At 73.9% G+C, this 20,975-nt stretch carries 19 protein-coding genes and 1 riboswitch; of the genes, 8 read left to right on the forward strand and 11 right to left on the reverse strand.

Annotation, left to right across the window (positions count from 1 at the left end; genetic code table 11):
- Window positions 1-3: 3 nt before the first annotated feature.
- Both ABZ793_RS04440 and pseB read right to left on the reverse strand, forming a co-directional pair.
- Entirely contained in the window at window positions 4-1,161 is a 1,158-nt protein-coding gene (locus ABZ793_RS04440) for an aminotransferase class I/II-fold pyridoxal phosphate-dependent enzyme (protein ID WP_357451750.1), read from the reverse strand.
- The gene (gene pseB / locus ABZ793_RS04445; RefSeq protein ID WP_350706545.1) at window positions 1,158-2,141 is read right to left on the reverse strand and encodes a UDP-N-acetylglucosamine 4,6-dehydratase (inverting); all 984 of its coding nucleotides are present in this window, start codon (window positions 2,139-2,141) and stop codon (window positions 1,158-1,160) included. The genes ABZ793_RS04440 and pseB overlap by 4 nt, the downstream gene beginning before the upstream one ends.
- Before the next feature lie 246 nt (window positions 2,142-2,387).
- On the opposite strand from pseB, the gene ABZ793_RS04450 reads away from it, so the two are divergent.
- The gene (locus tag ABZ793_RS04450; protein ID WP_357451754.1) at window positions 2,388-2,630 is read left to right on the forward strand and encodes a phosphopantetheine-binding protein; all 243 of its coding nucleotides are present in this window, start codon (window positions 2,388-2,390) and stop codon (window positions 2,628-2,630) included.
- Window positions 2,631-2,732: 102 nt separating this feature from the next.
- Here the strand turns inward: ABZ793_RS04450 and pseI are convergent, their stop codons facing one another.
- The 4 genes from pseI to ABZ793_RS04470 all read right to left on the reverse strand — a co-directional run bounded on the left by pseI (window position 2,733) and on the right by ABZ793_RS04470 (window position 6,890).
- A complete protein-coding gene (pseI, locus tag ABZ793_RS04455; RefSeq protein ID WP_357451757.1) occupies window positions 2,733-3,785 on the reverse strand; it encodes a pseudaminic acid synthase in 1,053 nt (350 codons plus the stop codon).
- On the reverse strand, window positions 3,782-4,285 hold the full coding sequence (locus ABZ793_RS04460; protein ID WP_357452320.1) for a GNAT family N-acetyltransferase: 504 nt from the start codon (window positions 4,283-4,285) through the stop codon (window positions 3,782-3,784). Before ABZ793_RS04460 ends, pseI begins: the two co-directional genes overlap by 4 nt.
- Window positions 4,286-4,326: 41 nt before the next feature.
- Window positions 4,327-5,475, reverse strand: a complete 1,149-nt coding sequence (locus ABZ793_RS04465; protein ID WP_357451760.1) for a glycosyltransferase — start codon at window positions 5,473-5,475, stop codon at window positions 4,327-4,329.
- Window positions 5,476-5,564: 89 nt separating this feature from the next.
- Window positions 5,565-6,890 (reverse strand): polysaccharide pyruvyl transferase family protein, encoded by a 1,326-nt coding sequence (locus ABZ793_RS04470; RefSeq protein ID WP_357451764.1) that lies wholly within the window; start codon window positions 6,888-6,890, stop codon window positions 5,565-5,567.
- Window positions 6,891-7,153: 263 nt separating this feature from the next.
- Here ABZ793_RS04470 and ABZ793_RS04475 point away from each other — a divergent pair, with 263 nt between their 5' ends.
- From ABZ793_RS04475 to ABZ793_RS04495, 5 genes are all read left to right on the forward strand, one after another.
- Complete coding sequence (locus ABZ793_RS04475; RefSeq protein WP_357451766.1) at window positions 7,154-8,422, forward strand: acyltransferase; 1,269 nt, start codon at window positions 7,154-7,156, stop codon at window positions 8,420-8,422.
- A 187-nt stretch (window positions 8,423-8,609) separates the two neighbouring features.
- A complete protein-coding gene (locus ABZ793_RS04480) occupies window positions 8,610-9,029 on the forward strand; it encodes a hypothetical protein (protein WP_357451769.1) in 420 nt (139 codons plus the stop codon).
- Window positions 9,030-9,247: 218 nt separating this feature from the next.
- The gene (locus ABZ793_RS04485) at window positions 9,248-10,006 is read left to right on the forward strand and encodes a hypothetical protein (RefSeq protein WP_357451772.1); all 759 of its coding nucleotides are present in this window, start codon (window positions 9,248-9,250) and stop codon (window positions 10,004-10,006) included.
- Between the two features lie 345 nt (window positions 10,007-10,351).
- A riboswitch (cyclic di-AMP (ydaO/yuaA leader) is annotated at window positions 10,352-10,493 on the forward strand.
- A 220-nt stretch (window positions 10,494-10,713) separates the two neighbouring features.
- Window positions 10,714-11,559 carry a C39 family peptidase gene (locus ABZ793_RS04490; RefSeq protein WP_350706526.1) on the forward strand — a complete coding sequence of 282 codons (846 nt, stop codon included), beginning with the start codon at window positions 10,714-10,716 and terminating at the stop codon, window positions 11,557-11,559.
- Window positions 11,560-11,667: 108 nt separating this feature from the next.
- Window positions 11,668-12,411 (forward strand): alpha/beta hydrolase, encoded by a 744-nt coding sequence (locus tag ABZ793_RS04495; RefSeq protein ID WP_357451776.1) that lies wholly within the window; start codon window positions 11,668-11,670, stop codon window positions 12,409-12,411.
- Window positions 12,412-12,430: 19 nt separating this feature from the next.
- Here ABZ793_RS04495 and ABZ793_RS04500 read toward each other — a convergent pair whose 3' ends face one another.
- The 4 genes from ABZ793_RS04500 to ABZ793_RS04515 form a co-directional block, all read right to left on the reverse strand.
- Complete coding sequence (locus ABZ793_RS04500; RefSeq protein ID WP_357451779.1) at window positions 12,431-14,158, reverse strand: CDP-glycerol glycerophosphotransferase family protein; 1,728 nt, start codon at window positions 14,156-14,158, stop codon at window positions 12,431-12,433.
- Window positions 14,159-14,194: 36 nt separating this feature from the next.
- Window positions 14,195-15,697, reverse strand: coding sequence for a bifunctional cytidylyltransferase/SDR family oxidoreductase (locus tag ABZ793_RS04505; protein WP_357451782.1), 1,503 nt, complete (start codon window positions 15,695-15,697; stop codon window positions 14,195-14,197).
- 139 nt (window positions 15,698-15,836) lie between these two features.
- A complete protein-coding gene (locus tag ABZ793_RS04510) occupies window positions 15,837-16,655 on the reverse strand; it encodes an ABC transporter ATP-binding protein (RefSeq protein ID WP_350706519.1) in 819 nt (272 codons plus the stop codon).
- Window positions 16,648-17,544 (reverse strand): ABC transporter permease, encoded by an 897-nt coding sequence (locus tag ABZ793_RS04515; protein ID WP_357451786.1) that lies wholly within the window; start codon window positions 17,542-17,544, stop codon window positions 16,648-16,650. The genes ABZ793_RS04510 and ABZ793_RS04515 overlap by 8 nt, the downstream gene beginning before the upstream one ends.
- Window positions 17,545-17,710: 166 nt before the next feature.
- On the opposite strand from ABZ793_RS04515, the gene ABZ793_RS04520 reads away from it, so the two are divergent.
- Window positions 17,711-18,358 (forward strand): TetR/AcrR family transcriptional regulator, encoded by a 648-nt coding sequence (locus ABZ793_RS04520; protein WP_357451789.1) that lies wholly within the window; start codon window positions 17,711-17,713, stop codon window positions 18,356-18,358.
- Window positions 18,359-18,517: 159 nt separating this feature from the next.
- On the opposite strand, the gene lhgO is transcribed toward ABZ793_RS04520, so the two are convergent.
- Complete coding sequence (lhgO, locus tag ABZ793_RS04525) at window positions 18,518-19,714, reverse strand: L-2-hydroxyglutarate oxidase (protein ID WP_350706515.1); 1,197 nt, start codon at window positions 19,712-19,714, stop codon at window positions 18,518-18,520.
- 117 nt (window positions 19,715-19,831) lie between these two features.
- Here lhgO and ABZ793_RS04530 point away from each other — a divergent pair, with 117 nt between their 5' ends.
- A complete protein-coding gene (locus ABZ793_RS04530; protein ID WP_357451792.1) occupies window positions 19,832-20,971 on the forward strand; it encodes a DegT/DnrJ/EryC1/StrS family aminotransferase in 1,140 nt (379 codons plus the stop codon).
- The last annotated feature ends 4 nt before the right edge of the window (window positions 20,972-20,975 follow it).

Raw genomic sequence — 20,975 nt, forward strand, 5'->3', positions numbered from 1 at the left:
CCCTCAGGCGGCGGAACGCGCCGTGGCGGCGCGCAGCGCCGTGCCGAGGGCGTCGATGACGCGGTCCTGGTCGGCCTCGGTGAGGTCCGGGAACAGCGGCAGGGACAGCTGCTGCTCGTAGAACGACTCGGCCACCGGGCAGGATCCGCGCCGGTAGCCCAGGTCGGCGAAGGCCGGGTGCCAGTGCACGGGGATGTAGTTGACCTGCACCCCGATGCCGGCGGCGCGCATCCGGTCGTACACCTCGCGGCGGCGCCCGTCGAGCACCCGGATCGGGTAGAGGTGCCACGCCGGGGCGGCCCAGGACCGCCGGCCCGGGGTCAGCACGCCGGGCAGGTCGGCCAGCGCCTCGTCGTAGCGGGCGACCAGGCGGGCCCGGCGGGCCAGGAAGTCGCCGAGCCGGCGTAGCTGGCTGCGGCCCAGCGCGCAGAGCACGTCGGGGAGCCGGTAGTTCAGCCCGAACTCGTGCACCTCCTGGTGCCAGCCGCCCTCGTCCGGCCAGCGCTGTTCGTCGCGCTCCCGGACCAGGCCGATGTTGCGGAACCGGCGCGCCCGCTTCAGCAGGTGCGGGTCGGTGGCGGCGACCGCGCCGCCCTCGGCGGTGGTGAGGTTCTTCGTCGGGAAGAACGAGAACGTGGTCAGGTCCGCCAGCGAGCCGACCGGCCGCCCCCGGTAGGTGGCGCCGATCGAGTGCGCGGCGTCGGCGAGCAGCAGCGCGTCCGTGCCGGCCGTCGCGGCGCGCAGCGCGTCGTAGTCGGCCGGGTGGCCGGCGTAGTCGACGGCGGACACCACCCGGGTCCGGCTGGTCGTCGCCGCGGCGACCGCCGCCGGGTCGAGGGTGAACGTCTCGTCCTCGACGTCGGCGAAGACGATCTTCGCGCCGAGGGCGACCGCGCTGCTGGCGGTCGCCACGAACGTCATGGGCGGCACGACCACCTCGTCGCCGGGGCCGACCCCGGCCGCCGCGTACGCCACGTGCAGCGCCGCGGTGCCGTTGGAGACCGCCGCGCAGCCGGCGCCGCCGGTCCACGCCGCCAGGTCGGCCTCGAACCCGTCGACCTGCGGGCCGGTGGTGAGCCAGTCGCTGCGCAGGGCGGCGACCACGGCCGCGACGTCGTCCTCGGTCACCGACTGCCGGCCGTACGGGAGCAGCCCCGTCATGCGGCGATGCCGAGCATGTCGCGCAGGTGCTCCACGCTGAGCCACTCGTCGTTGCTGTCCGACTGGTACGCGAACCCGTCCGGCACCGGCTCGCAGCCGACCGGCGGCTGGTAGCCCCAGGTGGCGATGGTCGGCTGCACGATGTACCGGTCCTTCGCGCGCAGGGTCCGGCGGCTGTCGTCCGGCGCGATCATCTCCTCGTGCAGCTTCTCGCCGGGGCGGATGCCGACCTCGTGCGTGGTGGCCTCCGGGGCGACCGCCTCGACCAGGTCGAGGATGCGCATGCTGGGAATCCGCGGGACGAACAGCTCGCCGCCCTGCATCTGGTCGAACGAGTCCATGACGAACTGGACCGCCTGGTCGAGGGTGATCCAGAACCGGGTCATCCGCTTGTCGGTGACCGGCAGGCTCTTGCCCTCGGCGGCCAGCCGGCGGAACAGCGGGACGACCGAGCCCCGGCTGCCGACCACGTTGCCGTAGCGGACGACCGCGAACCGGGTCGGATGCTGCGCGGCGTAGTGGTTGGCCGAGACGAACAGCTTGTCGCCGACCAGCTTCGTCGCGCCGTACAGGTTGATCGGGCTGGACGCCTTGTCGGTGGAGAGGGCGATGACCTTCTTCACGCCCGCCTCGATCGCCGCGTCCACGACGTGCTGGGAGCCGGTGATGTTGGTGGCGATGAACTCCGACGGGTTGTACTCGGCGGTGTCCACCTGCTTGAGCGCGGCGGCGTGCACCACGTGGTCCACCCCGTGCATCGCGCGGGTCAGCCGGTGCCGGTCCCGGACGTCACCGATGAACCAGCGCAGCCGCGGGTCGTCGCCGAGCTGCTGGCGCAGCTCGTACTGCTTGAGTTCGTCGCGGGAGAACACCACCACCCGGGCCGGGTCGGCCTCGGTGAGGACGTGCCGGAGGAACGTCTTCCCGAAGGAACCGGTTCCGCCGGTGATCAGAATGGAAGACCCATTCAACTCGCTCAATTGGTGCTCCCATGGTCGTGGTTGTTTCCGCGGCGACCTTGCCCGGTCGACCGGATCGAGACGCTAGACCCGGCGGGTTAACACCTCGACGCCCCTCGGTGAACGGTCGCCGCGCCTGGAGTGAATGCGGAACACCTTGCAGGCAAACACTTTTCGCCAGTTCAGGGCCAGGTTGAGGGGCCTTCGAACTCGGCTACACTCGGCCCGCACGTCGACGCGTGCGGACCAGTTACGGAGGAAAACGCGGTGGAACTTCAGCGACTGAGGGTCGTCTTCCGCGCGGCGTTGGAGCTTTCCGACGACGCCGTTGTCGACGGTCTCGAATATCGCGGAATCGAGAAGTGGGATTCGCTCGCGCACATGTCGTTGGTGGCCGCCATCGAGGACGAGTTCGGCGTCACGCTGGACACCGACGAAGTGATCGACCTCAGTTCCTTCGACCGCGCCCGGCAGATCCTGGAGAAGCAGGGCGTCGTCCTCACCGACTGACACCGGTACGGCCGCCGCGTCCGGGCCGGGCGCCGGCCGATCCGGCAGCCGAGCCGAGGGGCCCGGTCCGCACGGACCGGGCCCCCTCGCGTCGTCCGTCGGTCAGACGATGTCCCAGCTCAGCGGCGTGCCCTTCGGTACGTCCCGGGTGAAGGCGCGGCCGAGGACCCGGTCGAGGTCGGCCGGGGGGAGTCCGCCGGCCGGCCGGATCGAGCGTACGACCGCCGCGGTGACCGGGTCGCCGGCCCGGACGTCCTCGACCACCCAGAGGGACCGGCGGAACCGCAGCCCCTCCCGCTCGGTCGGGGTGGGCCCGATCGCGGTGCCGCCCAGCGCCGCCCACGCCCGCTCCGACTCGACGGTGAGGGCGGTCAGCTCCGCCGGCTCCAGCGAGAAGTCCGAGTCGACGCCCCCGTCGGCGCGGCGCAGCGTCACGTGCTTCTCGATCAGGCAGGCGCCGAACGCCACCGAGGCGACCGGGACGCCGATGCCCGGCGTGTGGTCGGACAGGCCCACCGGCAGGCCGAACGTGTCGGCCAGCACGGGCAGCCGGCGCAGGTTGCTGTCCTGCGGCGGCGCCGGGTAGGACGCCGTGCAGGCGAGCAGCACGATGCCGCCGGCGCCGCCCTCCCGGGCTGCGCGGACGGCCGCGTCGATCTCGCCGACGGTGGCCATCCCGGTGGAGATGACCAGCGGCTTGCCGGTGGCCGCGACGAGCCGGATCAGCGGCAGGTCCACCAGCTCCGACGACGCGATCTTGTACGCGGGCGCATCCAGCTCCTCCAGCAGCTCCACCGCCGTCGCGTCGAACGGCGAGGAGAACACCGTCAGACCGTGCCGGCGGGCCCGCTCGAAGATCGGCGCGTGCCACTCGTACGGGGTGTGGGCGCGCTCGAAGAGCTGCCAGAGGCGCTCGCCGCCCCACAGGTCGTGCCCGTCGGAGAGACGGAACGCGGGGGCGTCCACGTCGATGGTGATGGTGTCCGGCCGGTACGTCTGGAGCTTGAGCGCGTGCGCCCCGCTGGCCGCCACCGCGTCGACGATGGCGAGCGCCCGGTCCAGGCTGCCGTTGTGGTTGCCGGACATCTCCGCGACCACGAGGGGCCGCTCGCCGGGGCCGACCGCGTGCGGGCCGATCTTGAGTGTCGCCGTCATCTTCCTCTGCTCTTCTCCGTCCACACCACCTGGTGCGGCGTGCCGTCGATGTCCCGCTCGTAGCGCCGGACCTCGCGAAATCCGAAGCGCCGGTGCAGGGCCAGCACCGGCTTGTTGGCGGCCAGCGTCTCGCCGCCCAGCGTCTCCGCCCCGAGGGTGTCGAAGGCGTACGCGATGGCGGCCCGCTCCAGCGACAGCCACGCCGGCAGCAGCTGCCCCCGGGCGTCCAGGCCGTCGACGTCGAGGTAGAAGCCCCAGGTGAGGGCCCGGTCCGGGGCGGTGACCCCGGAGAACGTGACGATGCCGGACGGCACCTCGTCGTGCAGGTGCACCAGCACCCGCCGGTCCGGGTCGACCCGGACCCGCGCCCACCAGGCGGTGTGCTCGACCAGGCCGATCTCGTGGCTGGTCAGGCTCACCGCCCGCACCTGCGGGTGGTTGCGCCAGAGCAGCATCCGGTGCAGGTCGCCGTTGTCTGCCGGCCGCAGCGGCCCGGCCACCGGATGCCCGGTCGACGGAAGCCCGGTCGTCGGAAGCCCGGTCATCGGCGGCTCGCCATCGCGGTGGTCTGGTCCGCCGCCGTCCCGGTCGCGGGTCGCCCGGTCTCCGCGACCTGCCCCGCCTGGCCGGCCTCGGGCGAGGGGAGGGCCGGCGGGGCGGGCCGGCCGCCCCGCACCCGGCCCGCCGCCCGGTGGGCCCGGCGCAGCGCCGCGTACGCGAGGTAGCTGTTCCGCCGGACCAGGCGGTGCTTGAGCCCCGCGACTCCGGCGGGGCGGGAGTAGCCCGCGTCGGGCAGGTAGCGGCGGTAGTGCTCGGCGACCCGGCGGAAGAACGCCCGGCGCAGCCGCGGGTGCAGCCGGCCGTCGTTGCCCGCCACCACCAGGTAGTGGCTGATCATCAGGGTGAACAGCTCGGCCCGCAGCCGGTCGTCCGGGGCGTGCCGGTCCAGCCAGTCGAAGAGCCGCTCGTACTGGTCGAAGGCGTCGAAGTGCCGGCGGCTGCGGGTGGAGGTGATCGCGCCGAGCCGGCCCTGCCGGTAGAGGTAGCAGACCCGGTCCAGTACGGAGATCCGCTCCGCGCCGATCAGCAGCGGGTGGCTGAACGGGATGTCCTCGTACCAGCCGGGGAAGAAGCGCAGCTCCAGCTCGGCCATGAACCCGCGGCGGACCACCTTGTTCCAGGCGGTGTGCTGCACCTTCAGCAGTTGTGGCCGGTCGGCGAGGCGGACCACGCCCGGCACCCCGCGCAGCAGGTGGCTGCTCGCGTCGACCTCCCGCCGGCCGCCCTCGTGCACCCGCAGGTGGTCCAGCATCAGCACGTCGGGCCGGTCCCGGCGCAACCGGTCCAGCACCGCCGGGATCGTGCCCGGCGGCAGCCAGTCGTCGCTGTCGACGAACCAGACGTACGCGCCGGTGGCCACGTCGAGACCGGCGTTGCGGGCCAGGCCGAGGCCGACGTTGTCGGTCAGGTGGACGGTGTGGATGCCGACCCGCCCGGCCGCGTACGACCGCAGCATCTCCCCGCAACGGTCCGGGGAGGCGTCGTCCACCGCGATCAGCTCCACCGCGCCCGCCTCGCCGGCCGGGATGTCGGCGCGGATCGACTCGAGGCACTGGTACAGGTACGGCTCGACGCCGTACACGGGCACGACGATGCTCAGCAGCGGTGCTTGCGTCGGCTCAATGACCACGCCGACACCATCGACCGCGCGGATGGACGGCCCCGGAACCTCACGTGGCCGGTGCGGGTGGAGTGTTTGAACAGCGGCCCAGCGTCGGGTTAACGGTTCAGGATCCGCCGCACCGGGCCGCCGACGGCCCGCTTGACCCGGGCCCGCAGGCGCTGCTCACGGAGCATCTCCACGTCCGTCTGCAACTCGGCGTTGCGGTCACGCAGCCACTGGAGGCGCTCCAGCAGCACCTCCGGGGCGGTCGCGCCGGCCGGGCGCACGGCGGGTGGGAAGGCGGTGGCCCGCACCCGCGCGTCGAACCGGGCGGCGCTGTCGCCGTCGGCGAAGGCGTTGCCCAGGTCGTGCTTGGCGAGGAAGGCGAGCATGGTCTCGTAGCGTGCCTTGTGGCCGTCGTTGAGCGCCGTGTAGTCCGCCTCGTCGTAGAGCTGGGCGGCGTCGACGTCGGCCGGCACCTCCTTCATCACCCGGTGCGGGATGTCGAAGTACCGGGCCAGCTCCAGGGTGCGCGAGTCGTGCGCGAAGAGGTAGCCGGGCGTGCCGGCGACCAGCGCGGTGATGGTGCCGTGGATCCGGGTGCCGAAGGCGAACTCGAACCCGGAGAGGTAGTCCATCCAGGTCCAGGGGTCGACGAACATCCGCACCTTGTCCTCGGTGAACAGCGGGTGCGAGGTGTGGATCGGGATCGCGCTGGACTTGCCCCGGTCGTCGGGGGCGTCGCCGTAGAGCAGGGTGCCGAGCGTCTTGAGGTCCTGTGGCAGGTAGCGCAGGTTCGGGTACCGCTCGTGGTGCCGGGCGATGATCTTCGCCATCGACTTCACGTACGGCGAGACGGTGAGCGCGAGCCGGTCGTCGGGCGTCAGCGCCGCCTTCCGCTTCTCCACCCGCAGGCTGTCGCCGTGCAGGAACATCGACGGGCAGCCGATCACGTCGACGGCGGAGAAGCCCAGCGTGCGCAGGTAGCCCTCGGTGATCTCACCCCGTACGCCGATGCTGTGCGAGCGGTCGAGCACGGCCCGAACGAAGCGGGTGACGGCGTCGTCGATCGGGCGCAGGTACTCCCGGTCGCCCTTGACGTCGGTCTGCACACCCACTCCGAGCACCACCACCGGGATCTTCAGCCGCTCGACGAGCTTCGTCATGAGTTCGATGCGGTGTGCGTAGCTGCGCCGGAAGGCGTTGGCGAGCGGTACGACGTAGACGTCGTACCGTTCGTTGATCATGTCGGCGTCGCGCGGGTTGACCTTGAACTCGGTCGAGGTGATCTCGGTGGTGCTGGTCTGCAGCAGCTTGTGCGCGGCGTGGCTGAAGACGAGGTTGCCGTTGTTCTCGCCGATCCAGTTCCCCTCGAAGGCCTCCTCGGGAGAGTAGACGTCGAACGGGCCCTTCTTCGCCCGCATCAGGATCCGCTGGTGCATCCGTCCCCGCCTCTCGTCACCTCCGGGTCACGGAATATTAGGCCACCGGCCGACCCCGGCACAGACGCGCGTCACTCCGGCACGCGGAGGGACGGAACCGTCACGCGGTGGACGGGGACGCAGGGGGACATCCGGGGCGGCGGGTAGGGTGCCCGGCGGCGGCGCCGACCGGAGGCCTCGCCGCGGGCCGTCCTGCGCCGCCCGCCGACGGCCAAGGAGGAGACGTACGTGCTGGTGACCCTGCGGACCGCCGGGCCGCCGGCATGACGGGGGCCGCGACCGTCGCGGCGGAGGCCCGGCCCGCGTCCCCGGCCGGTCGGCTGCCCTCGCTGACCGGGCTGCGCTGGGTGGCGGCCCTGCTCGTCTTCGGCTTCCACGCCGGCACGATGGGGATCATCGCCGAGCCGGACCACCGGGCAGTGGTGAACTGGGTCTTCACCCTGGGCCTGTCCGGCGTGCAGTTCTTCTTCATCCTCAGCGGTTTCGTGCTGGTGTGGTCGGCCCGGCCGACCGACTCCCGCCGGGCGTTCTGGCGTCGCCGGATCGCCAAGATCTGGCCCAGCCACGTGGCGCTGTGGGTGCTCGCCCTGCTGGTCGCGGCCTGGTTCGCCGACCCGGTGGACCGCGTCGTCGCGGTGGAGAACCTCTTCCTGCTCCAGGCGTGGGACCCCCGGCCGGGCGCGTTCTACAGCATCAACACGGTCAGTTGGTCGCTGTCCTGCGAGTTCTTCTTCTACCTCTGCCTGCCGCTGGCGCTGCCGCTGCTCCGCCGGGCCCGGCCGTGGGCACTGTGGACCGTGGTCGTCGCGGTGCCGCTGCTGATCCTGGCGCTCTGGCCGGCCCAGGCCCTGGTGCCCGAGGAGAGCCGTTGGTGGTTCACCCAGATCTTCCCGCCCGTCCGGTCCCTGGAGTTCTGGATGGGCGTGGCTGCCGCCGAGCTGATGCGGCGCGGCAGGTGGCGGGGGCCGGGGCTGCCGGTGGCGAGCCTGGTCTTCGTGGCCACCTGGGTGGTCGCCGCGCAGTGGGTGCGCGCCGAGCTGTGGGCGGCGTTGCTCTCGGTGGCGTACATCCTGGTCATCACCGCGGCGGCGGACGCGGACGTGCGCGGGCGGCGGTCGCCGTGGCGGTCCCGGCCGATGGTCTGGCTCGGCGAGGTCTCCTTCGCCTTCTACCTGGTGCACGTGCTGGTGATGGTGACCGTGCTCCGGCTCACCGGGGACTGGGGCGTCGGGTACCGCGGCTGGTGGGGGCTGGCCGCGGTGCTCGGTTTCCTGCTGGTCAACCTGGCCCTCGCCGGAGCGTTGCACCGCTTCGTCGAGACGCCGATGATGCGGCTGCTCGGCCCGCGCCGCCCGGCCCGGGCGACGCCGCCGGTCGAGGGTGTGGCCGCCGGGCGGCAGCGACCGCCGGCCGTGCCGGGGGAGCGGGGGCGCGTCGTGCCGCGCCCCCGGCACACCGAGCCGGAGGCGGACCACCGACCGGCGTACGTCGATTCCCGTGCGACCGCCGGCCGGCCGCGCCCCCGGGCGTAGGACGACCGCGTCCATCGGCGCAGGTCGACCAACTGGGCGGCCGGACCACCCGTCCACCCTGGTCCGTGCGGTCCGGGGTGGACGGCCGGACGCGCAGAGCACCGGGCCGGAGGGCCGCCGAGGCCGCCGTGCACGGGACACGCCCGGCGGCGATGCGGACCGGCGGCATCGGCGGTAGCGTGGTCGCGTGCTTCCCGTCGCGCTCACCTGTCCCCTGTGGTGGGTGGCGCGGTGGGCCGCGCGGCTGCTGACCGGCCTCGCCGTCGCGGTCGCGTTCGCCGTCGGCGCCGGGGCTCTTCCCGCCGCCGCCTCGGCCCAGGCCGGAGTGCCGTCGACCGACACCTGGGCGCCCCCGGCTCACGCCTGGGCGCCCCCGGCCCCGGCGCTCCCCGTCACGCTGGCACCCGCCGACCCACCCGTGGCCGTCGCCGACCACCGCGTCGTCGCCGACGATGCCGCCGTCGACCGGGCCGCCACCGGCCCCGGCCAACCCGCCGCTCCGGCCGACCCGGGCGCAGCCGCCGGGGCCGTCACCGTCGGCCCGGTCCCCGCGCCGGTCGGGCACACCCCGGGGACGGTCGGCCCCCGGGGCCCACCGCACGTCTGATCCGCACCGCCCCGCGGGGCACGCGCGCCCCGCGACCGCACCCGCCGCAACGGCGTAGGAAGGGCCTCTTCCGCTATCGCAGGCGTTGACGAAGGTGCCCGTCCTCCGCTCTCCACCACCCGCACCCGTCCCGGCGGCGGGACGTGGCACCGCCGCGCCCCGCCACCCGGCGCCGCGTGCGCCCCGCTGCCGCACTCGCTCCCCGTGAGGTGCCGACCATGGAGACCGTCGTCTACCAGTTCCTGATCGAGGTGCCGCGGGCCGCCGCCATCTGGTCCGCCCTGCTCCTGCTGGCCCTGACCGTGCTCGCGGTGCTGGTCGCCCGCCCCGAGCGGGTCCGTCCCGCCGACGAGCCGGTCGCCCCGCCCGCGGTCGACCCTGCGGCGGAGGCCGCCGACCTGCGCCGCTACGCCGAGGAGGTGGCCGTCGCGGCGGGCCGGGCCGCCCGCACCGCCCGGCGGCGGCGGGCCGACTGGCTCGCCGCGCAGGAGGAGGCCGACCGGGCCTGGCGGGCGTACGACGAGGCGGAGACCGCCGCCCGCCGCTTCACCGGGGCCGCCGCCCTGCCCGCCCCGCGCACCCCGCGCACGCCCGCCGAGTACGCCGCCCGCGAGCGCTGGCTGCACCAGGCGGCGGTGGCGGCCCACTGGCGCGGCGACCTCTCCACCCGCCAACTCCGCGAGGTGTTCGGCCGCCGGGCCGGCTGGGATCCCCGCCGACACCCGGTCGAGCAGGAGATCGCGCTGGCCCGGGCGGTACGCGACGCGAGGCGGGCCGAGCACCGGGCCGCCGCCGAGCGGGAACGGTTGGCGTGGCGGGACGCCGACCTGGCCGCCGAGGCGGCGCGGGCCCTGGCCGGGGAGGCGTACGCCGCAGCGGTCCGGCTCCGGCCGGGCCGGCTCCCGGCGGCCCGGCCGGTCTCCGCCGGGCGTCGGCCCGCGCTCGCCGCGCGGTGGCGGCCCGCGCGGGTGGGCTGAACCGCCGGGCGTCGGCCCGCGCTCGCCGTGCGGTGGCGGCCCGCGCGGGTGGGCTGAACCGCCGGGGCAATTTCGTGACGCCGGTCATAGCGGTGCCGAACCGGTCATCCGGCACGGCCCGGCCGATTCCCGCCGACGATTCCGCGCCGATGTCCGCCGCTCGTCCGGTTGTCGACGCAAGGTGCGTCAGGAAACGGTCGTCCCATTGAGTCACGTCAGTGCCGAACTGACCGCAAAAAAAGTCTCTCGATCAAGGTTTAAGCAGGTGGGAGCGGGTTGGCAGGGCGCGGGCCGGCCAGTAGTGTCGGCCCGTCCGGTGCGGTACCCGATCGCAAGAGGCGACGCCGCGCCGACCCGCCTAATCGTGAACAGGCGAGCCGGGGACCCAGTGCAACATCGGGGTGAATCCGCGGGCCACGGCCCGCGGTAGGGCGTTCTTCCCGCCCGAGTCCGTCAGCTAACCCGGTCGGCGGCGTCGGAAGGAGTTCCATCCCCGTGCAGCACCCACCCGCCCCCCGGTCGTTCCGGCGCCTCCACGGCGCCGCGGTGCCCGCGCTCGCCCGGCCGCACGCCGCGAGCTGACCCACCGGTCACCGCCCGTCGCCCGGCATCCCGGGCGCATCCCCTGAGTGGTCCACCACCGCCGGACGCCGTCCGCGCGGTCGGTCCCCCCTGCGCGGACCGGCGGCCGCTCACCCCCCGAGCCCGTGGAGGAAACCGTGAAGCACCACCTCAAGCGACAGCTCCGTCGCCTCACGTCCGAGCGTCCGTACCAGGTGGCCGCCGCGTCGGCCGCGGCGCTCGTGCTCGCGTCGGGCACCGGCGCGCTGCTGGCCGGCACCGACGAGGCGCCCGCCGCCGCACAGGCCCCGGTGGCCGTGAGCGAGCTGCGGGACGGCACCGTCGCCTCGCGTGGCGACGCCCGCGTCGCGGCGGCCCCGTCGACCGGCGCCCCGGCCGCGTCCAGCGCCGCTCCGTCGGCCAGCGCCACCAGCGCCGCCCCGAACCCGGACCTGACCCGCAAGCCGGAGCCGCCGAAGCCGCCGAAGGCGAAGTCCCTGGACTACGACTACCAGGCCCAGACCACCTTCTACAACTGCGGTCCGGCCGCCGTCCGGCACGCCCTCAGCGCCGCCGGCATCGCGCGCAGCCAGGACGCCCTCGGTGCCCAGCTGGGCACCGACGAGATGGGCACCGACTCGGCCGAGGACACCACCCGGGTGCTGAACGCGACGGTGAAGGGTGACCCGTACCGGACCCGGATGATCCCGGGCGGTGCCGCGACCCCGGCGCAGATGGACCAGCTCCAGGCCGACGTGGTCGCCGCCATCACGGACGGGCGGGGCGTCGTGGTGAACGTCGCCGGCAGCGCCACGGACACCGACGGCGGCTGGCACTCGTTCCCCGGCGGCCACTACATCGCCGTCGTGGGCTACCAGGACGAGGGCCGGCTGGTGAAGATCGCCGACTCGGCGAACCCGGCGACCGCCTCGTACTGGATGTCCACCATCGCCCTGGCGAACTGGGCCGCCACCCGCGGCTACTCCGCCTGAGAAAGACACCCGTCGGGCGTCGGCTCCCCACCCCGGGAGCCGGCGCCCGATGTCGTCTCCGGGTCACGGCCCTCGCCGGGGCGTACGGCGGGTGGCACACTGCGGCCTATGGTCGATGAATCGGGTGACCGGGACGGCCGGCGCGTCCTGCTGCTGCTGCACGGCATGGGCGCGACCGGGGACGTGTGGCTGCCCTGGGCGCCGCTGCTGGAGCGCCGGTGGGCGGGGCGGTGGCTGGCGCCGGACCTCGCCGGCCACGGCTGGTCGCCGCCGCTGCCGGCGTACTCGTTCGCCGGGCTGGCCGACCGGATCGCCGCGGGGCTCGCGGCGGGGGACCGGCTCGTCGTGCTGGGGCACTCCCTCGGCGGCGTGGTCGGGCTGGCGCTGGCCGCCCGCCGCGCCGGGCTGCCGGTCGACGCCGTGGTCGGGCTCGGCATCAAGGCAGTCTGGTCCCCGGCCGAGCTGGCGAAGGCCAGGGAGTTGGCCGCCCGACCGGTGACCTGGTTCGCCAGCCGGGACGAGGCGGCCCGCCGGTACCTGCGGGTGGCCGGCCTGACCGGGCTCTTCGCGCCGGACCACCCCGTGGTCGAGGCCGGGCTGCGGCAGGTCGACGGCCGCTGGCGGCTGGCGATGGACCCCGCCGCGTTCGGGGTGGGGGAGCCGGACCTGCCGACCCTGCTGGCGGCGACGGACGTGCCGGTGCTGCTGGCCCGCGGCGAGCACGACCCCATGGTCACCGACGCCCAGCTCAAGGAGCTGGGCGTGCCGGTCGCCACCCTGCCCGGCCTGGGCCACAACGCCCACGTCGAGGCCCCCGAGGCCGTCCTGGAGCTGGTCGACCCGTACCGCTGACCCGCCGGGTGCCGGCCGGTCAGGTGGTGGCGGAGAGGGTCGCCTCGTCCGGCTCGACCGGCAGGCCGGTCCCGCCGACGGCGCGCGGCGTCGGCGGGTTCCAGTCCGCGTCGAGCTGCCGCCGCGCGGCGTCCAGGAACGCCTCGGCGTACGACTCGGCCGGGAAGTCGCCCAGGTAGCGGCTCCGGGTGGCCCAGCGGGCGGCGGCGAGCGGGTCGGTGTCGAGCAGCGCGGCCAGCACCTCGTCCACGTTGGACATGTCGCGGCGCAGTACGTACCCCGAGCCGGCCAGCGGGAACCGCTCGGCGAACCGGTCGCCCTCGTCGCCCATGTCGGTGACCGCGTACGGCTTGCCGGAGTAGAGGTAGTCGGAGATCACCCCGGACACGTCGGAGACCAGCGCGTCCGAGCGGTTCACGCACTCCGTCAGGGTCAGCTCGCGGGTGGCGGCGGCGCCGAAGACGTGCTGCCGGCCGGTACGGGCCCGGTCGGCGGCCAGCAGCTCCGTGAGCCGGCCCAGCTGCCGCGCCGAGGCCGGGTTCTGCGAGGTGTACGGGTGGGCCCGCAGGATCACCGTCGCGCCCCGCGCCAACAGCCCGCGCAGCAGCGCCTCGGCCACCGGCAGGGAGCAGTAGTTGGCGTCCGCGTGGTGGCCCGTCCAGGTCGGCGTGTAGAGCACCGTGGGGTTCGGCAGGCCGCGCACCGGCTCCGGGCGGACCTCGATCGACTCGACCTGCGGCCGGCCGACCACCACGAACTTCTCCGCCGGGATGTCCACGCCCGCGCGGGCGTACCGGTCGACGGCGGCCTGACCGGCGACGAAGATCCGGTCGAAGATGGCGGAGACCGGGTTGGCGCTGGGCGCCTTGTCGCTGTCGCCGTGGTGCAGCTGGACGTGGGTGAGCTGGGTAAAGCGGATGCAGTGGCTGTTCTTCGCGCCGTGGTTGACGTAGAACGCCACCCGCAGGCTCGGCACCAGCGCCTCGTCCATCGCCTTCGTCGTCGGGCAGTAGACCACCGGCGCCGTGGTGGCCGCGGCGACGGTGGGCAGGAACTCCGGCTCCCGCACCATGACCAGGAACGGCCGGCCGATCCGCTCCAGGTACGGCAGCCACATGGTGACCTGGTATTCCGAGCCGGGCGGGGCGGAGAAGTGGAGCAGGAACTCGGGCTGGTGCCGGCGCAGCGCGCGGGAGACCGCCGACCCGCCGGCCCCCGGCCGGAACCGCCGCCGGGCCAGGTCCAGCCCGACGGCACCGGCGCCGGCGGCGACCAGCGCGACGGCGCCCAGCGCCACACCGGCCGGCAGGGTCGCCGCGGCGGCGGCCGCCACCACGGCGAGCAGCCCCAGCAGGGCGTCGCCGAGGCGCGCGGCGACCAGGGGCGTCCAGGTGCGCACCGGCAGGTTCGCGGCGCGCACCTCCAGGCCGCCGGCGTCCCGCAGCGGCCCGACGAGCAGCACCAAGCCCAGCAGGACCAGCGCCGTCGCGGCCAGCGCGGGGTCGAAACCGGCGTCGAGGCGCCGGGCGTACCCGACCAGGACCGCCGCCGCGACCAGCGCGGTCTCGGCGACGCTGTCGGCGCCCGGGCGGACCCGCCGTTCCCAGGCGGCCGCCGCGAGGGCGGCCACCGCCAGCCCCAGCCCCCAGCCGGTCGCGCCGGTCAGCGCGACGACGAGGAACGCCAGCACCGCCAGGCCGGTGGCCAGGGCGCGGGCGATCAGCTTCCGGACCAGGTCACCACGCATGTCGGCTCCGTTCCCCGCCGTGGCCCGAGACCCGCGTCAGCCGGCGCTGGCCGGGCTGGCGGCCCGCTCGGCCTGCCCCGGCACCGGCTGGGCCGGCACCTCGCCCGGCGCGCGGCGCACGTCGATGACCTGACCGGTCAGCTCCGAGATCAGCACGTCCAGCGAGGCCTGGGCGACGGTCTCGGCGGCGAGCAGGGTGTGCTCCGGCTCCTCGCCGAACGCCTTCGTGCGCATGGGGGTCGCGGTGCGCTCGGGGTTGATGCAGTTGACCCGTACGCCGAACTCGGCCCACTCGTCGGAGAGCGCCTGGGTGAGGTTGACCAGGGCCGCCTTGGTGGAGGAGTAGAGGGCGTACTGGGCGCGACCCCGGGTGTAGGAGCTGGACGTGTAGAGCAGCAGCTGGCCCTTGGTCTGCTGGAGGTAGGGCAGCGACTGGCGGGCGGCGATGACCGGCCCGACGAAGTTGACCTGGAGCACCCGGTCCATGGTCTCCTCGTCCATCTCGACGAGGGCGCCCTTCTCCAGGATGCCGGCGGTGACCACCACGTGGTCGATCCGGCCGGTGGCCTCGAAGGCGGTCTTCAGCGCCGCCTCGACGTCCGCGGCGCGCTCCACGTGGGTGCCGGTGCTGGAGCGGCTGAACGGGAAGACCTGCGCGCCGTAGCGGCGGGCCAGCTCGGCCAGGTCGTGGCCGATGCCGTAGCTGCCGCCGAAGATGACGATGGTCCGGCCGGTCAGCTCCTCGGTGTAGCTGCGGTGGTCGGTGACCCGGGGGGCCTGCGCGGCGGCGAGCTGGAACAGCTTGTCCGCGAGGTGCACGTCGACCGGGTGGGTGACCTTGATGTTCTCGTCGGAGCCGTCGATGACCTTGATCGGCGTGCCCGGCAGGTAGCGCAGCACCACGCCGCAGTCGTCGGTGGCGGCGAAGTGGGGGTCGCCCTCGGCGATCCGGTACGCCTCGCGGATCGTGCCCGAGCGGAACGCCTGCGGGGTCTGGCCGCGGCGCAGCGACGAGCGCACCGGGATGTCGGTGATGCAGTCGTCCTCGTCGACCTGGATGATCGTGTCGGCCGACGGGATGGCCACGTCGACCGCGGAGTACGTCCAGAGCGCGTTCACGCACTCCCGGACGATCCGGCCGCTGACCAGGGGCCGTACCGCGTCGTGGAAGAGGATGTTGCAGTCGCCCTCGCCGACCGCGTCCAGCGCGATCCGGGTGGTGGCGTTACGGGTCTCGCCGCCCTCGATGACCTTGGTGACCTTGCGGAAGCCGGCCTTGTCGACGATCTGCTGGGCCTCGGCGACGTGGCCGGTGGCCATCAGCACGATGATCTCGTCGATCTCGGGGGCGGCCTCGAAGACCGCCAGGGTGTGCTCGATGATCGGCTTGCCGGCGATCTTCAGCAGCTGCTTCGGGATGCCGAGACCCAGCCGGGTCCCGGTGCCGCCGGCCAGCACCACCGCCACCGTCCGCGAGGGCCGCCATGGCGCCGGGGTCTCCGGTGCGGCGTCCGGGCCAGTGGTGTGGTCCTGCGTCATTGCCGAATCCTCACTCTCAGGGGTGCGTGAACAGACGGTTCCGCCCGCGCGGCGACCGGATGAACCTTAACGCGCCGACCGCGCCGCCCCAACGGGACGACGCGGTCCGACGGCATCTCCGTCGATGCCGTCCGGCGCGCTACTTGCCGTTGGCGAACGCCTCGTACGCCCGCAGGACCTCGTCGGTCGGGCCGTCCATGCGCAGGACGCCCGATTCCAGCCAGATCGTCCGCTCGCAGGTGTCCCTGATCGAGGAGAGCTGGTGGCTGACGAGGAACACCGTGCCGGCGCTCTCCCGCAGCTCCCGCACCCGCTGCTCGCTGCGCTTGCGGAAGCCCTTGTCGCCGGTGGCGAGCGCCTCGTCGATGAGCAGCACGTCGTGCTTCTTGGCCGCGGCGATGGAGAAGCGCAGCCGGGCCGCCATGCCGGAGGAGTAGGTGCGCATCGGCAGCGAGGCGAAGTCGCCCCGCTGGTTGATCCCGGAGAACTCGATGATCTCCGGGGTCTGCCGCTGCACCTCCGCCGGCGGCATCCCCATGGCCAGGCAGCCCAGCACCACGTTGCGCTCGCCGGAGAGGTCGTTGAGCAGGGCCGCGTTCACGCCGAGCAGCGAGGGCTGCCCCTGGGTGTAGACCGCGCCGCGGTTGACCGGCAGCAGGCCGGCGATCGCCCGCAGCATGGTCGACTTGCCCGAGCCGTTGCTGCCGATCAGCCCGATCGCCTCGCCCCGGTACGCGGTGAAGCTGACCCCCTTGACCGCGTGCACCTCCCGGATGTTCGGCGCCGAGGTGCGGCTGACCATCCGCTTGAGCGCGCCGACCGGGCCGCCGCCTCCGCCGCCGCCCTTGTGCACCCGGTAGATCACGTGCGCGTCGTCGACCACCACGGTCGGCACCCGGTCCTGGACCCGGGGCAGCGTCACCGTCACGTCGTTGGACGACTCGAACTGCTCAACCACGGCCGTACTCCTGTTCGCCGCGCCAGAAGTAGATGAAACCCCCGACGCCCATCACGATCGCCCAGCCCGCGGCGGCCAGCCAGAGCTGGAGCACGGAGGAGCTGAGCAGCGGCGCCTGCTCCAGCAGCGCGACGCGGGCCAGCTCGATGTAGACCAGCGCCGGGTTGAACTCGACCAGCCGGGAGGCCCAGCCGGGCAGCTCGTTCTCGAAGAGCGTCACGCTGTAGAGCACGCCGGAGCCGTACATCCAGGTGCGCAGGACGAAGGGCATGACCTGCTTGAGGTCGGCCAGCTTCGCGCCCATCCGGGCCACGGTCATGGTGAGCCCGGCGTTGAAGACCGCCTGGAGGATGATCGCCGGGACCAGCAGCAGCCAGGCGAAGGTGATCGGCTCGCCGGTCACCAGCACGATGGCGACGAGCACCACCATCGAACCGAGGAGCTGCTGGAACTGGGTGACCGTGACGGCCAGCGGCAGGCAGGCCCGGGGGAAGTGCAGCGCCCGGATCAGGCCCAGGTTGCCGGTGATCGACTGGGTGCCGTTCTGCACGGCGGTCTGGGTGAAGTTGAAGATGAACAGACCGGTGCAGAGGTAGGCGATGAAGTTCGGGATGCTGTCCTGCTTCAGCACCACGCCGAAGATCAGGTAGTAGACCGCCGCGTTGGTCAGCGGGGTGAGCACCTGCCACAGCTGCCCGAGCCGGGCGTTGCTGAACGACGCGACGAGCTTCGCGTTGGCGTACGCGGCGATGAAGTGCCGGTAGCGCCAGAGCCGCCGGGCGTAGTCGCCCAGGGGCGGCCGCTCGCCGGCGACCCGGAGCCCGTGGCGGGCGGCCAGCTGCGCCTGGGTGAGGCCGGAGTCGGGGTCGGCCAGCGCGGTGTTGGCCATGGGTTGGGCGCTCCGATCTTTCGTGACGACGGATGAGGCGCGACGATGGAACCAAGCGGGGAGCGCCGCCTCGCCGCTGCGTGGACAGTAGTCCGAAACACGTCGGGACGCAACCGTACCGTCGTTGCGCTACATTGTTCCTCGTGACAGCCGAGACGAGCTCCAGGTGACGACCGGGAAGAGGCGGGCGCCGGCCGGCGCGGCGGTGCTGCGGGACGACATCACCACGGCGATCCGCCGCGCGCTGATGCAGGAGCTCGCCGCGGTCGGCTACGGCCGGCTCTCCATCGAGGCGGTGGCCCGGCGGGCCGGGGTGAGCAAGACCGCGATCTACCGGCGCTGGAGCTCGAAGCTCGAACTGGTGCTGGAGATCGTCGCCGCGGCGGCCGCCGGCAAGCTGCCCGCGCTGGACACCGGCACCCTGCGCGGCGACCTCCAACTGCTCTTCCAGGTCGTGGCGCACGCGCTGCGGCACCCGCTGGCCTCGCAGATCATCCCCGACCTGCTCGCCGAGGCGGCCCGCAACCCGACCATCGACCAGACCCTCCAGCAGCTGCTGCGGGCGCGGCAGCAGGAGATCGGCGGCCGGCTGATCGGCCGCGCCGTGCAGCGCGGCGAGCTGCCGCCCGACACCGACCCCGAGGCGGCCGTCGACCTGATCGTCGGCCCGCTCTACTGGCGGCTGGCGATCGCGCGGACCCCGCTCACCGACGCGTACCTGGACACGCTGGTCGAGGCGGTGGCCACCGGGCTCGGCGCCGGCGGCGGCGTGCCCCGGCCCCGCGCGGCGGCCACCGACGCCACGCCCGCCTGACCGGCCGCCCCGCGCCCGCCCCGGCGCGGGTCCTGGACCGGTGCCGCCCGCCGCGTGCGGGCCCCGGGAACTCGCCGCCCCGAACCCTGCGGGCCCGGAGGTCGCCGTCCGGCCCGGCGGGTGTCCTGGGCCGGCGCCGCCCGCCCCGGGCCCGTCGGGTCAGCGCGGCGCGTCGACCGGCAGCCGGGAGACGATGTGCCGGGCGATCTCCAGCGAGCTGGTCGCGGCGGGGGAGGGCGCGTTGAGCACGTGCACCTGCCGGTCCGCCTCGACGATGAGGAAGTCGTCCACCAGCCCGCCGTCGGGCAGGATCGCCTGGGCGCGGACGCCGGCGCCGGCCCGGACGATGTCCGCCGGGGTCAGCTCCGGCACCAGCCGGGCCAGGCTCGCCGCGAACCGCTTCTTCGACAGCGACCGGGCCACCTCGGTCAGCCCGTAGCGGTAGTGCCGGCGGCCCAGCGCCCACAGGCCCCGATAGGTCAGCTCGTCCCAGATGTCGCGCGGGCTGATCCGGCCCCAGGAGTAGCCCTCGCGGGCGGTCGCCAGCACGGCGTTCGGGCCGGCGTGCACGCTGCCGTCGATCATCTTGGTCAGGTGCACCCCGAGGAACGGGAACTGCGGGTCCGGCACCGGGTAGATCAGCCCCCGCACCAGGCCCTGCCGCTGCGGCACCAACTCGTAGTACTCGCCCCGGAACGGCACGATCCGTACCGGCGTGGGCACCCCGGCCAGCCGGGAGATGCGGTCGGCGTGCAGACCGGCGCAGTTGACCAGGACGTCCGCGACGACCTCGCCCCTGGTGGTGCTGACCACCACGCCCTCGGGTCGGGTGGCCACGCCGGTGACCTCGGTCTCGGTGCGCAGCTCCGCCCCGCCCGCCGCGAGCAGCTCGGCGAGCTTGCGGCAGACCGCCCCGAAGTCGACGATGCCGGTCGAGGCGACGTGCAGCGCGGCGACGGCCGCGACGTGCGGCTCGTACTCGGCCGCCTCGGCGGCCTCGATCAGCCGCACCGGCAGGCCGTTGGCCGTGGCCCGCTCGTGCAGGGCGTGCAGCCGGGGCAGTTCCTCCGGGTCGGTGGCGACGATCAGCTTGCCGCAGATGTCGTACGCGAGCCCGTGCCGCTCGCAGAACTCGACCATCGACGCGCTGCCGGCCTTGCACATGGTGGCCTTCAGGCTGCCCGGCTTGTAGTAGACGCCGGCGTGGATGACGCCCGAGTTGTGCCCCGTCTGGTGGGCCGCCCAGCCGGCCTCCTTCTCCAGCACGGTGACCTGGTCCCCGGGCCGGTCGGTCATCAGCCGGTGTGCCACGGCGAGCCCGACGATGCCGCCACCCACCACCACGAACCTGGTCATCTCATCTCCCCTGCCGGCGCCGCGACCGATGGTAACCAAGCCGTCCCGCGTGCCCGACTCGCGGACGACCCGCCCGGTTGGCCTAGACTGCTCCGGGTCCATCACTCTGGGGGTCACATGTCTGAGGTCATCGCGCTCGGCCAGCCCACGGTCGGCGAGGCGGAGCTCGCGGCCATCGCCGAGGTCTTCGCCTCCGGCTGGCTCGCCGGCTCCGGGCCCACCTGCCGCCGCTTCGAGGAGCGCTTCGCCGCCACCGTCGGCACCCGGCACGCCCTCGCCACCAGCAACTGCGGCTCGGCGCTGCACCTGGCGCTGCTCACGCTCGGTGTCAAGCCGGGCGACGAGGTGATCGTCGGCGACTACACCTTCCCGGCCACCGGGCACTCGGTGATGTGGACCGGCGCCACGCCGGTCTTCGCCGACGTGCGGCCCGACACCTGGACGGTCGACCCGGCCGCCGTTGAGGCCGCGATCACCCCGCGCACCGTCGGCATCATCGCCGTCGACGCGTTCGGGCAGCCGGCCGACTACGACGAGCTGCGCGCCATCGCCGACAAGCACGGCCTGTTCCTGGTCGAGGACGCCGCCTGCTCCGCCGGCGCCACCTACAAGGGCCGGCCGGCCGGCAGCCTGGCCGACGTCGCCACCTTCAGCTTCCACGGCCGCAAGGGCATCACCGCCGGCGAGGGCGGGGCCTACGTCACCGACCGGGAGGACCTCGCCGCCCACGCCCGCAAGCTGCACACGTACGGGGTGGAGGGGGCGCTCACCCGCGCCGAGCTGTCGCACCTGCCGATCCCGACCTTCACCGAGCTGGGCTACAACTACCGGCTCTCGGACATCTCCGCGGCGATCATGCTCGCCCAGCTCGACCGGCTGCCGGACCTGCTGGCCGCGAAGCGCCGCATCGCGGCCCGCTACGGCGAGCTGCTCAAGGACCACGAGCTGATCACCACCCCGTACGAGGCACCCGACCGCGAGCACCCCTGGCAGTCGTACGTCGTCACGCTGGCGCCCTCCGTCGACCGGGGCACGGTGGCGCTGGCGCTGCGGCAGCGCGGCGTGCAGTGCACCTTCGGCACGTACGCTTCGCACGTCCAGCCGCTCTACGGCCAGACCACGCCCTGCCCGGTCTCGGCGGACCTGTTCGCCCGGCACCTGGCCATCCCGATGCACGCCAACCTCACCGACGCCCAGGTCGAGACCGTCGCGGCCACGCTGGTGGACGTCGTCAACACCGCGGCCACCAGCCGCTGACTCC

The sequence above is a fragment of the Micromonospora sp. NPDC047465 genome (assembly GCF_040643125.1).
In the GTDB taxonomy this organism is placed as follows: Bacteria; Actinomycetota; Actinomycetes; order Mycobacteriales; family Micromonosporaceae; genus Micromonospora.